The sequence below is a fragment of the Mixta mediterraneensis genome (genome assembly GCF_030283135.1).
GTDB lineage: Bacteria > Pseudomonadota > Gammaproteobacteria > Enterobacterales > Enterobacteriaceae > Pantoea > Pantoea mediterraneensis.
Genome location: NZ_JASUAZ010000068.1, coordinates 1 through 12,479, shown reverse-complemented (window position 1 = coordinate 12,479; position 12,479 = coordinate 1). Strand labels below are relative to the sequence as shown.

The window sequence follows — 12,479 nt, the reverse complement described above, 5'->3', positions numbered from 1 at the left end:
AAAATTTCTGGCATACTTGATGGGCAGGCATAGAGGTGATCTCATTGAATTGTTGGCACAATCAGTAGATCACATAACTCTATGCCTGTCTTTTTTCACCCGCACATTTCTGGGGATTCCCCAGCCGTCGCGGGGTAGTGCATGGTTTCGCCGGTAGCCTGCAACAGGCGCAGGCATTTATCAAACTCGGTTATGCGATTGGCGTGGGTGGCACTATTACTTATGAACGCGCCAGCAAAACCCGTCAGACGATCGCTCAGCTACCGCTCGAATCACTATTACTGGAAACCGACGCGCCAGATATGCCGCTGCACGGTTTTCAGGGGCAGCCGAATCGCCCTGAACGTGCGCGTTTGGTATGGGAAGCGCTATGCAACCTGCGTTCTGAATCGCCCCGGCAAATTGCCGATGCGCTGTGGCAGAACAGCCAAACGGTGTTTCGCTTCTCCCGCTAATCCCTGATTGCCTGCCTCGGTCGGGTAATGCGCTGTGCTAAAGAGCATTCGCGGCATTAACGGCATAGTTACAGCAGTATAGTTACGCCATAAATGTGATAATAGTAACACTGCCCGCACTGGCGTATAATTGTGCTGTTATCGCAATATTTGTGATTTAACTCACTGCATTGATAATACCATTGCAGCCATTCTTTACTTTGATGTGACTTGTAACACATAAAGATTAGGCAGCAATTGTTATTATTATCACATTCAGTCGGCCTGCCTGTAGGCCGCATCCGAGCCTGTTGGAGAGCATCATGACCGAAATTAAAGCGCAAGCACTGCGTGCGTTGAAACTGATGGATTTAACGACATTGAATGACGATGACACCGACGCAAAAGTGACTGCGCTTTGTCATCAGGCAAAATCCCCCGCTGGAAACACAGCGGCGATTTGCATCTATCCCCGTTTTATTCCCATCGCGCGCAAAACCCTGCGTGAACAGGGCACGCCTGAAATTCGCATTGCCACTGTCACCAACTTTCCGCATGGTAATGACGATATTGAAATTGCGCTGGCTGAAACGCGTGCTGCCATCGCTTACGGCGCAGACGAAGTGGATGTGGTATTCCCTTATCGCGCTCTGATCGGCGGTAATTCGCAGGTCGGTTTTGACCTGGTTAGCGCCTGTAAAGAAGCCTGTGCGGCAGCGAACGTGCTGCTGAAAGTTATTATCGAAACCGGTGAGTTAAAAGAAGAAGCATTGATCCGTCAGGCGTCAGAAATAGCGATTGATGCGGGCGCTGACTTCATTAAAACCTCAACCGGCAAAGTGCCGGTCAACGCCACCCCGGAAGTCGCGAAAATCATGATGAGCGTCATCCGTGATAAAGGCGTGCAGCAGCAGGTTGGTTTTAAACCGGCTGGTGGTGTGCGTACGGCGGAAGATGCTGCGATTTATCTGCAACTGGCGGAAGATATTTTAAGTGCAGACTGGGCCGATGCGCGTCATTTCCGTTTCGGTGCCTCCAGCCTGCTGTCGAACCTGTTAAATACGCTGGGTTACAACAGCGAAACCAGCCAGTCCGGTTACTAACATTTTCAGGCGGTCGCTGACCGCCTTTTCAACACCGACACTTCCCTGCGTAAGGGGGCTTACCTTGTTCTTGCCACAAGAAATTATTCGTAAAAAACGTGACGGCCATACGCTGAATGAAGAAGAAATCCGCTTCTTTATTAATGGGGTGCGCGATAACAGCGTTTCTGAAGGTCAGATTGCCGCGCTGGCGATGACGATCTATTTCCATGATATGTCGTTGCCCGAACGTGTCGCATTGACCATGGCAATGCGCGATTCCGGCACGGTGCTGAACTGGAAATCGCTGAATCTGAACGGACCAGTCGTAGACAAACACTCAACCGGCGGCGTTGGCGATGTCACCTCGCTGATGCTAGGCCCAATGGTAGCCGCGTGTGGCGGTTACATTCCGATGATTTCCGGACGCGGTCTGGGCCATACCGGCGGTACGCTGGACAAACTGGAAGCCATCCCTGGTCTTGACATCTTTCCAGGCGAGGATCGTTTCCGCCAAATCATCAAAGACGTGGGTGTCGCGATTATCGGCCAGACTCATTCACTGGCACCGGCTGACAAGCGTTTCTATGCCACGCGGGATATTACCGCCACGGTTGACTCCATTCCGCTGATCACCGCCTCGATTCTGGCGAAGAAGCTTGCTGAAGGGCTGGATGCGCTGGTCATGGATGTGAAAGTCGGCTCTGGTGCTTTTATGCCGACCTGGGAAGCTTCAGAAAATCTCGCGCAGGCGATTGTTGGCGTGGCAAACGGTGCAGGTTGCCAAACCACCGCGCTGCTTACCGATATGAACCAGGTGTTAGCCTCCAGTGCCGGAAATGCGCTGGAAGTGCGCGAAGCGGTGCGTTTCCTGACCGGTCAGCAGCGTAATCCGCGCTTGCTTGAAGTGACACTGGCGCTATGCAGCGAGATGCTGATTTCCGGCAAGCTGGCAACAGACGATGCACAGGCCCGCCAAAAATTGATGCAGGTACTGGATGACGGCAAAGCTGCCGAGGTGTTTGCTCGCATGGTGGCGGCGCAGAATGGCCCCAGTGATTTTGTCGAGCGCCATGATACTTACCTTCCTGCGTCCATGCTGAGCAAAGCGGTATATGCCGATGAGCCAGGCATTGTCAGCAGCATGGATACGCGGGCGCTTGGCCTGGCTGTTGTCGCGATGGGCGGCGGGCGGCAACGCGCCAGTGACAGCATCGATTACAGCGTTGGTCTGAGCGATATGATTAGGCTTGGCGAACGCGCTGATACGCAGCGACCGCTGGCGGTGATTCATGCCAGCAGCGAAGCCTGTTGGCAACAGGCAGCGAAAGCAGTGAAAGCCGCCATCACCCTTAGCGACAGCGCACCCGCAGCCACGCCGGTGGTTTATCGCCGCGTGACTGAAGCAGGTTAAAGATTACAACCGGTGCCAGTCACAAAACATTCAGGTATACTGATCTGATCGCTTTTTTTGACTTGTCACGCGCACAAGCGCAGGAGGCTTGCATGAAACGTGCATTTATAATGGTTCTCGATTCTTTCGGAATCGGCTCCAGCAAGGACGCCGACAAATTCGGTGACGCAGGTTCGGACACGTTAGGTCATATCGCCGAAGCCTGCTTTAACGGTGAAGCTGACAAAGGTCGCAAAGGCCCGCTTCATCTGCCAAACCTGACGGCATTAGGCCTGGGTAAAGCGGCAGAGTTATCTACCGGCCGCTTCCCGCCAGGCCTCGATCCTGAGGCAAAAATCACCGGCGCGTATGCTTACGCCAGCGAAATCTCGTCGGGTAAAGATACACCGTCTGGTCACTGGGAAATTGCCGGTGTGCCAGCCTTGTTCGACTGGGGCTATTTCAGCGACAAAGAAAACAGCTTTCCACAGGAACTGCTGGATAAACTGGTAGAGCGTGCCGATTTGCCTGGCTACCTTGGCAACTGCCACTCCTCGGGTACGGTGATCCTCGACCAGTTGGGCGAAGAGCACATGAAATCGGGCAAACCGATTTTCTACACCTCCGCAGATTCCGTGTTCCAGATCGCCTGTCATGAAGAGACCTTTGGGCTGGATCGGCTGTATGCGCTGTGTGAAATTGCACGTGAGGAGTTAACGGAAGGCGGCTATAACATTGGTCGTGTCATTGCCCGTCCGTTTGTGGGTGATAAAGCGGGTCATTTTGAACGTACTGGCAACCGCCACGATTTAGCCGTGGAACCGCCGTCATCCACCATGCTGAAAAAGTTGGTGGATGAGAAGGGCGGCCACGTGATTTCTGTTGGTAAAATCGCGGATATTTACGCCGAACAGGGTATCACCAAAAAAGTCAAAGCCACCGGCCTCGACGCGCTGTTTGATGCCACGATTGAAGAAATGAAGCACGCGCCGGATCAATCCATTGTTTTCACTAATTTTGTTGATTTCGACTCAACCTGGGGTCACCGTCGCGATGTCGCTGGCTATGCCGGAGGGCTGGAGCTGTTTGATCGACGTTTGCCGGAGCTGATGGCGCTGGTAGGCGAAGATGACATTCTGATTTTAACCGCCGATCACGGTTGCGATCCCACCTGGCAAGGCACCGAACATACGCGTGAGCACATTCCAGTTTTGATCTACGGCCCGAAAGTGGAACCCGGCTCGCTCGGCTACCGCGAAACGTTTGCTGATATTGGTCAAACCATTGCGCACTATTTTGGCCTGTCCAGCATGGACTACGGCAAGAACATGCTATAAAAACATCGACCATTTTAAAAAGGATATGAACAATGGCAACGCCTCACATTAATGCAGAAATGGGTGATTTCGCAGACGTCGTACTGATGCCCGGCGATCCGCTGCGTGCTAAGCACATCGCTGAAACCTTTCTGGACAATCCGGTTGAAGTGAATAATGTGCGCGGTATGCTGGGTTATACTGGCACCTACAAAGGGCGCAAAATCTCGGTGATGGGTCACGGTATGGGCATCCCATCCTGCTCGATCTACACCAAAGAACTGATCACCGATTTCGGCGTGAAAAAAATTATTCGTGTGGGCTCATGCGGCGCGGTGCGGGCGGATGTAAAACTGCGTGACATCGTCATTGGCATGGGAGCATGTACCGATTCGAAAGTGAATCGCATGCGTTTTAAAGACCATGACTTTGCGGCTATTGCTGATTTTGATCTGGTGCGTAACGCTGTGGATGCGGCGAAAACGCTGGGCGTTGAGGCACGCGTCGGTAACATCTTCTCTGCCGATCTGTTTTATACGCCAGACCCGCAGATGTTCGACGTTATGGAGAAATACGGCATTCTTGGCGTGGAGATGGAAGCGGCAGGCATCTATGGCGTAGCCGCGGAATTTGGGGCGAAAGCGCTGACTATCTGCACCGTGTCGGACCATATCCGTACCCATGAACAGACGACGGCGGCTGAGCGACAAACCACGTTTAACGACATGATTAAAATCGCGCTGGAATCTGTCTTGCTGGGCGATTGAGCTTAATGAGTGTCTGCGCCGCAGGGCGCAGGCATTTCTCCTGAGGTGCCTGCATTTCTCTTTCGCGTTTACGTTTCTTCAGTAACATCTTCACTAAATGACACACTTTTGCCCCGGCTTGTGCATCTTCGTACTGGCACTGGCTTTCATGCCCTTTATCATTAAGTCGACAATTAAAAATAAACATAAACCGCCAATAATTAATACCTCCTGATGAATTTTCGTAATTTCGAAGCTGAAGAAAAGCTGTTTGTTCGCCGTGCAGCGGTGGCTTTTATTCTGGTTGTTATCTGTTTCACTATTTTGGGCGTTAATCTTTATCGCCTACAGGTGCGCGATCACAGTTATTATCAGACGCGATCTAACCAGAACGACATCAAAATGATTCCAATTGCGCCGACGCGTGGGCTGATTTACGATCGTAACGGCATCCCATTAGTGCGCAACGTCACCTGGTACGACATCACGTTGACGCCCTATAAAATTGAGAATATGCAGGCCACGCTCAAGGCGCTGACGCCGCTGATCGATCTCACGCCAGACGAAATAGGCAGCTTTCAGCGCATGCTAAAACAGAGCAGCCGCTACAAACCCCTGATCCTTAAAGAAGAACTTACGGATGAACAGGTTGCTCGCTTCTCGGTAAATCAGTTTAACTTCACGGGCGTCAGTATTGATACCTATCAGGATCGCCAATATCCTTATGGTGCCGATCTGGCGCACGTGGTCGGTTATGTCTCGAAAATTAACGATAACGATGCCAAAAGATTAAATAAAGCGGGCATCGCTGAAAACTACGCCGCCGACCACAACATCGGAAAGCAGGGGATTGAGGGCTATTACGAGTCGGTGCTGCACGGTAAGCCAGGGTGTCAGGAAGTAGAAGTCGATAATCACGGACGCATCGTGCGGGTGTTAAAAGAGGTGCCGCCGGTTGCCGGTAAGAATATTACGCTGACGCTGGATCTTCATCTGCAACAGTACATTGAAAGTTTGCTGGCGGGTCAACGTGCCGCGCTGTTGGTTGAAGATCCCCACGATGGCTCGGTGTTGGCGATGGTGTCCAGTCCCAGCTACGATCCCAATCCATTCGTAAAAGGCATTAGCTACAAAGCCTACGAAACGCTATTGCAGGATAAAAGTCTGCCGCTGATAAACCGTGTGACGCAGGGCCTGTATTCGCCTGCTTCAACGGTGAAACCCTATATGGCGATGTCAGCGTTACTGACGAAAGTCATTACTCCCCAAACGACCTTTTTCGGTGCGCCAACCTGGACTTTACCGGGCACGGATCGTCGTTATCGTGACTGGAAAAAATCTGGCCACGGTATGCTGGACGTCACCAAAGCCATTGAGGAATCTGCCGATACCTTCTTTTATCAGGTGGCGTTTATGATGGGGATTGATCGCATTCATACCATGCTCAGCCAGTTTGGCTATGGCAAATCCACCGGCATCGACTTGCATGAAGAGTACAACGGCTTGTTGCCGAGTCGTGACTGGAAGCAGAAGGTGCATAAAAAACCCTGGTATCAGGGGGATACTATATCGGTGGGCATTGGGCAAGGATACTGGGTTGCCACGCCGATCCAGATGGTAAAAGCGATGGTCACGTTGATTAACAATGGCCGGGTTATTGCCCCGCATCTGCTGGAGAAAACCCAGCGTGGCAAGCTGGTGGAGAACTATCAACCGAAACTGCCACAGGCACAAGTTGGCGATGCTAAATCGCCTTACTGGTCGCTGGTGCGTCATGCGATGTTCGGCATGGCGAATGCGCCAAACGGCACCGGCTATAAATATTTTCACACTGCGCCATACGGCATTGCGGCGAAAAGCGGGACTTCGCAAGTATTTAGCCTGAAGCAAAATCAAACTTATAACGCCAAAATGATTCCAGTTCGCTTACGCGACCATATCTTTTATACCGCGTTTGCGCCCTTTAACGACCCTAAAGTAGCGATAGCTTTGATTCTGGAAAACGGTGGCAGCGAAGGCGTCACGGCAGCCCCGGTTATGCGACAAATCCTTGACCATATTTTCCTGCCACCGGCCACGCCTGCACCGGTACAGGTGGCGCAGCAGAAACCCTGATCAGCGCGGCGGCCAGGCTTTTTAGCCGTGGCATCAGTATTGCTCTGCACACTGCAAATCTGCCGCCGGTCGCGGCACGGGGTGACAAGTCGCCAGACGTTAAGCCAGGCCAGAATCGCACCTTATTGTGTTGGTTAAGGAGAGGTTCGGTAATCAGGTTAACGTCTTTATGCACTGAAAATATACCGGGCAACGATCGCAATATTTCAGTGGCAGCCGGTGATTGATGGAAAAGGCGTCAGTCGAATTTATTTTTGTGAAAAGCGTTTGACGCTACAAGGGAGTTAAGGTTTAATGCGGCCCGTTGCCCGAATAGCTCAGTCGGTAGAGCAGGGGATTGAAAATCCCCGTGTCCCTGGTTCGATTCCGGGTTCGGGCACCAACATTCTGCATCAAAGCACGCTGGTTAGAGGTACACCCTTTAACGGGCGGAACAAAGGAACTGGCAGGTTGATATCGCAGTGTTTTCCGAATTTGCACACTCGATATTGATAATCTGGTTCCTCTTAAAAAGGACACCTGTGGTGACTCACAGGTGTCCTTTTCTCGATCGCCGGTGATTTTCACAGTTTGTTAAAGTTGTGTCAATACACGGCTGGCTTCTTCATGGGCCGTTATCACATCCATATACAGAGACAATTCTTCCTCCAGAGCCTGTCCTGTAATCTTCAAATCCAGTTCGACATATTCCATGGTTGTACTGACACTTCGATGTCCCAGCAATCCTTTTACCATGGCCAGGTTGCGATCGGGTGATTTCATCATTTCGGTGGCCAGGGTATGCCTGAACCGGTGCGGACTGACCTTAAACCCGCACTCTTTGGTTAATCGGGTAAAAAAGGAACGTACAGGTTGTATGCCAGGTTCAGCACCAGCCTCTCCTGATGGGTACAGGAATCGCCCCACATCAAACAGGTAATCATCTGGCTCGGCCCCCTGTGCTGTGGCGCGATCAACAATTATTCGCATACGTTCCCGAACGAAACTCACGATAGGGACTAACCACTCCCGGTGCGTTTTGCTTCCCTCTTTGCACAACAGTATGGAGTGAGACTCCAGGTTTACGTCCCTGAGCCGTATGTGTAATAGCTGATTCTGTCGCATTCCTGTCGATCGCAACACATCAATCACTGTACGCCAGTACCACACGGGGAAAAGTGCACACTGCCGCGATTTCCCTGCCTCGTGCTTTTCTCTTTCCTCAAACTGCCCCAGGATAAGATTGATCCGTACCAGCTGGTCACGACTAAGTATTTTCTTTCTTTTGCTCCCGGGCGGAACCTGAGTTCCGGTCAGTGGGTTTTCTTCGAGAACGAGCCATTTTTTCTTGATCCCCAGATTGTACAATGCGCATAAATGGCGCACTTTATTATTCCAGGTGCTGGTTGTTAACCCTCTCCCCAGCATATCCCGGCGCCACAGCAGCATATCTCTGTGCGTTACCTCATCAGGCAACGTGTCATGGCCAATAAACTGCCGAAACACGGCTACCACTCTGCGGTAACTTTTTTCAGTTTCCGGGCGTAATGCTTTAGCGAAAAAGTATTCATCAAGCAAAACGTCCCAGCCCATCAGGCGTGTTTTATTCATGGTCATTTTCTCCCTGTTCAAACGTTCACTTAACATGGACACTCTCTGTTAAGGGATAACCAGTACCGGGCTGTCTGCAGACACACCTTTCCCGCGATAAAGCAAACTCGCTTTAATGAGATAACCCTTGGTTCGTTTAAATGGACCAGTGCGATCCGAACTTTCATACAGGTGAGCAAAATAAAAACGCTTACCTTTGACACGACGATGCTTCTCCAGACGTTCAAAATCTTCCTGAAGGGCCTCACGCGGGCCGCCCTCCAGGCCTGACTGTTTCAGATAAAGATAAAAAATCCCGGGCACGGTGATAAAAACAAAGCCGGCAACAAGGTGAATCCTCGCCTCAGGGGTATTGACAGGGATTTCACCAGAGACAAGCCCCTCGCTTAACCACTGCCAAAAGGTCTCGCCAGAATGGCCACCCGAAGTTAACCATGAGCCGGAGTTCACCCCAACATCACCCTGTTTGCTGGAGGTCTGAGGCTGACATTGTAGAGAAGTAACGCTTACCGCTTCAGTGAATTGAGGCGCAACGCCAGGCTCCTGTCTTTGGTCTGATAAATCAGCATAATCCTCGGTTACTGTGGGAGTAACCGGTGCCGGCATCAGGTCAAATTCTTGAACAGGGTTCCCATTCTGCAGGGGAAACCTTACCTGCTGGTTAGCCGGTGCAGCCACGCTGACATCCATCAGCGAAAGCAGCGTTTGCATATCTTCTTCCGCCCCGACCACCGGTTCAGGGGTCACCACCCTTTCAGCCAGCGGCTTGTCATTTACCGGCGTGTCCAGTGCCGAACTCAGCAATACATCCCCCGGGCCTGAAATGCCCGCAGAATGATGGCTTTTGGTTGAAGGAGGCTCTGTTGCCGGCACGCTGGCGTCCGCACTTCGCATATCAACACACGTTATACCGGTATCGCGTGCGACCTCAGGCGCAGCAGTTGCCTGAAGCGGGATGAGGATGTCGACCGGAACCGGCAAAACGTGAGGCATGGCAACCGAAGGTGCGGCGATTATCAGCCCTTCTCCCCGGGCCAGCCTCACCGCCTCCCGCACGATGTCATCAATCACCGGTAACGAGCCCGGCTGACGTGAGGCAATCAGCATCACGGCCTCTGCCGCAGCTGGCAGAGTTGACAACCAGCTGATAGCCTCTGCTGGCATCAGACGGCAGGCAATCAATGCACTCTGGCTCGTCACTAACGCCGGCTCTGGCACGTTATCCCTGAAACGAAAACGATAGGACCCGGCAGGAACCGTCAGTCCCGGTAACCAGGCACGGCCGCTCTGCAGCTCCCCTTCAACCTGGCTAAGCAGAGGCAGGTAGTTCCAGAGCGCAGCATAAAACACCACCGCATTCCACAGGATGTTTTGAGCGGACTGGTCTTCCGGTGCTGCGCCTGGAGGTAACATATGCCCTTTAGCCAGGCGAACGGCAAATGTCGTTGTCTGCAGGGTGACATCAGCCAGCCCACCTTCTCTGGCAAACTCCCCCTGTTGCGATGCCGGCAGTACCTGCATCAGTTCGACCAGCTGCCTGAGAGGCTGCAGGTAAAAACGCTCATATAAATCTTTCGGTAATGCACTGTTTTCCCAAAGTTGTTGCAGGCATTGTTTGCGGGACGATGTATTCAGCAGCTGAGCGGCAGACCCCGGCATAAAATACCCCGCCGGCCCTGCAGGCAGGGAAGACCGGACCGACTGTATTACCGGGACCTCGCGGGCACCGACCAGCAGCGCTTTTATCGCATTCAACATGACGATGAATTCCCCTGTTTATCACAGTCGTCGATAAGCGACTGCAATAAGGCATTGGTTACCAGGGTGTGCCGGGCGCGTGTTACGGCTACCTACAGCAGGTTGGTTTCATCAGTACGTTCACTGTCTGCCAGCAGCGGGTCGGTGATATCGGCAAAGTCGTCGTTTAACAGGACCACCGGCCACTCCAGTCCCTTACTGCGGTGTGCTGTTGATACCGTCACCTGAGCCTGGCTTTCATCCGCTACGGCATGTTCGCGCATCACCTGCAGCTTTTGGGGCAAAGGGAAATATTGATCAAGTAACCGTAATCCCTGGTTCATTTCTGCGTCTTTAGTGGCCCGGGCCACCGATTCAAACTCGTCAAAATTACGGTACTCCCGGGTCAGTAATGGGGATCGCATCCGTTCGGGAATCTCCGCCGAAAACCAGTACAGGTCCTCCAGCTCTTCCGTTTTGTAGCCGGCGATGCCGCCAACCCAGTACACCTTGCTGTCGGCCAGACTGGCCTCAAGCGCGGCCCCAATCACACCGGCAACGGTCCGGCTTAATACCGCGACGTGTTGTGGTCTGGATCCTGGCGATAAGCTGGAGATCACGTTGTCGTCACCTCCGTGCCCAATCACGGACAACGTTTCGCCCTGCCGTGCAAGCAGCATGTTCGCCACACGGGCTACGGCAGGTCCGAATCGAAAACTGTGTGTCAGGAAAAGATAATCCGCCCCGGCCAGCTGTGGGGCGTCGAGGGCATTCTCCGCCCCGCGGAAACGATAAATTTGCTGATGACGGTCGCCAACCAGTACCACATCACAGGCTTGTGTCAGCACCAGCGACTGCGTCACCGGGTTGGCATCCTGTGCCTCATCGAACAGCAGCGTCTGCCAGCGCTCAGATAAATCGGGCAGGGAGAGCTGATACAGCCTGAGGTAAACGTCGTGCGTGACCGGGAGGGTGCCATCCTGGCGGGCCGACTCGTGCCACAGCTGCTGCGCGGCAGTCAGTATCTTCTCTGCCGACAGGCCGCTGCGCTCATCCTCAGCGGGCAGGTGCTGAAGACTGATTTCAGTATCTGCGCTGCAGAGAAAAGCACTGAGCGTGGTGACAGCCATGCGTGCCAGTGGCCAGTAACGGGTATTGAGTTGACGCGCCACGTCGGTAATGCGCAGGCTGCCGGTCAACCTGTGTTGATAGTGGCGGCCAAAATTGGTCCAGGCCAGCTGGTGAGAAGTCTGGCATTCAACATTGAACGGGAATTTTTGCTCCGCCTCGTCCCTGACCGCACGGTTGTAGGCCAGGTACAGCATTCTGCTGTCAGGATTGGCAAGTGCATAACGCACCAGCGTAGAAGTTTTGCCCGTGCCGGCAAAAGCTTTGACAACCAGACGATGCCCCGTCCAGCCGATAACAGCCGTCTGTTTAGGCGTATCAGAATATGACATCAGCAGCGCTCCATAGTTACCTGACCAGCCATCATACTGGACCGGTCATCACGTCATGCACCACGGGAAAACCTTTTTCCGCGGGTAATAAATTAAATCCTCTCTGATTTATGTGCGATTTCGTTCGTTTGGCCAGAATGGCCATATAAATACCAAATTGTCAGTTGATCGTTTTTTTATTTTGGTAATTCCCTGGCGTTGCTTTTTTTCTGCATATTCCTGACCGCTACTGATGGTTTATTTTCTCCTCAGCAGCAGACATATCTTTTCCTGCACACTTTCGCTTGCGCATTCTGAATGTTTTTGACTGATAACGGCTGGGCCATATTTCTTCAGGCGACAGACCAATAACGCTGGCAATAATCGCCTCGCCACGCGGCCAGGGCTTCGTAAGCGCATTACTTAACGTTCCGGCACAAAAGCCATTCTCTCTCGACAAAGCGGCAAGTGATTTCTTCTTTTTTCTTACTGCGGCAAGGATGAATCGCCACGGATAATCTAGACACTTCCGAGCCGTTGATAATATTGTTTTTCATATTCCGTCGGTGGCATCTGATCACTCGAACCATGCCGACGCTTACTGTTATAAAACATTTCGATGTAATC

At 52.5% G+C, this 12,479-nt stretch carries 8 protein-coding genes, 1 tRNA gene and 2 pseudogenes; 7 read left to right on the top strand and 4 right to left on the bottom strand.

Features of this window, described 5'->3' with window-relative positions:
* Positions 1 to 125 precede the first annotated feature (125 nt).
* From QRY16_RS20635 to QRY16_RS20605, 7 genes and pseudogenes are all read left to right on the top strand, one after another.
* Positions 126 to 455: pseudogene (locus QRY16_RS20635) on the top strand (TatD family hydrolase); the annotation flags it as partial.
* 302 nt (positions 456 to 757) lie between these two features.
* On the top strand, positions 758 to 1,537 hold the full coding sequence (gene deoC / locus QRY16_RS20630) for a deoxyribose-phosphate aldolase (RefSeq protein WP_193406421.1): 780 nt from the start codon (positions 758 to 760) through the stop codon (positions 1,535 to 1,537).
* Between the two features lie 64 nt (positions 1,538 to 1,601).
* Complete coding sequence (deoA, locus tag QRY16_RS20625; protein WP_289777888.1) at positions 1,602 to 2,930, top strand: thymidine phosphorylase; 1,329 nt, start codon at positions 1,602 to 1,604, stop codon at positions 2,928 to 2,930.
* A 92-nt stretch (positions 2,931 to 3,022) separates the two neighbouring features.
* Positions 3,023 to 4,246 carry a phosphopentomutase gene (gene deoB / locus QRY16_RS20620; RefSeq protein ID WP_193406423.1) on the top strand — a complete coding sequence of 408 codons (1,224 nt, stop codon included), beginning with the start codon at positions 3,023 to 3,025 and terminating at the stop codon, positions 4,244 to 4,246.
* A 32-nt stretch (positions 4,247 to 4,278) separates the two neighbouring features.
* Complete coding sequence (gene deoD / locus QRY16_RS20615; RefSeq protein ID WP_193406424.1) at positions 4,279 to 4,992, top strand: purine-nucleoside phosphorylase; 714 nt, start codon at positions 4,279 to 4,281, stop codon at positions 4,990 to 4,992.
* Between the two features lie 213 nt (positions 4,993 to 5,205).
* Positions 5,206 to 7,086, top strand: a complete 1,881-nt coding sequence (gene mrdA / locus QRY16_RS20610) for a penicillin-binding protein 2 (RefSeq protein WP_289777887.1) — start codon at positions 5,206 to 5,208, stop codon at positions 7,084 to 7,086.
* A 306-nt stretch (positions 7,087 to 7,392) separates the two neighbouring features.
* A tRNA-Phe gene (locus QRY16_RS20605) sits at positions 7,393 to 7,468 on the top strand.
* Between the two features lie 191 nt (positions 7,469 to 7,659).
* Here QRY16_RS20605 and QRY16_RS20600 read toward each other — a convergent pair.
* The 4 genes and pseudogenes from QRY16_RS20600 to QRY16_RS20585 form a co-directional block, all read right to left on the bottom strand.
* The gene (locus QRY16_RS20600; protein ID WP_159465173.1) at positions 7,660 to 8,676 is read right to left on the bottom strand and encodes a tyrosine-type recombinase/integrase; all 1,017 of its coding nucleotides are present in this window, start codon (positions 8,674 to 8,676) and stop codon (positions 7,660 to 7,662) included.
* Between the two features lie 48 nt (positions 8,677 to 8,724).
* On the bottom strand, positions 8,725 to 10,434 hold the full coding sequence (locus QRY16_RS20595; protein ID WP_289777886.1) for a TraI domain-containing protein: 1,710 nt from the start codon (positions 10,432 to 10,434) through the stop codon (positions 8,725 to 8,727).
* A pseudogene (locus QRY16_RS20590) lies at positions 10,428 to 11,873 on the bottom strand (UvrD-helicase domain-containing protein). The gene QRY16_RS20595 and the pseudogene QRY16_RS20590 overlap by 7 nt, the downstream one beginning before the upstream one ends.
* 226 nt (positions 11,874 to 12,099) lie before the next feature.
* Complete coding sequence (locus QRY16_RS20585; protein ID WP_289777889.1) at positions 12,100 to 12,399, bottom strand: helix-turn-helix domain-containing protein; 300 nt, start codon at positions 12,397 to 12,399, stop codon at positions 12,100 to 12,102.
* Positions 12,400 to 12,479 lie beyond the last annotated feature (80 nt).

Coding starts and splice junctions, on each gene's coding strand:
- mrdA (WP_289777887.1), top strand. CDS start 5,206: ATGAATTTTCGTAATTTCGAAGCTGAAGAAAAGCTGTTTGTTCGCCGT.
- deoD (WP_193406424.1), top strand. CDS start 4,279: ATGGCAACGCCTCACATTAATGCAGAAATGGGTGATTTCGCAGACGTC.
- deoB (WP_193406423.1), top strand. CDS start 3,023: ATGAAACGTGCATTTATAATGGTTCTCGATTCTTTCGGAATCGGCTCC.
- deoC (WP_193406421.1), top strand. CDS start 758: ATGACCGAAATTAAAGCGCAAGCACTGCGTGCGTTGAAACTGATGGAT.
- QRY16_RS20600 (WP_159465173.1), bottom strand. CDS start 8,676: ATGAATAAAACACGCCTGATGGGCTGGGACGTTTTGCTTGATGAATAC.
- QRY16_RS20595 (WP_289777886.1), bottom strand. CDS start 10,434: ATGTTGAATGCGATAAAAGCGCTGCTGGTCGGTGCCCGCGAGGTCCCG.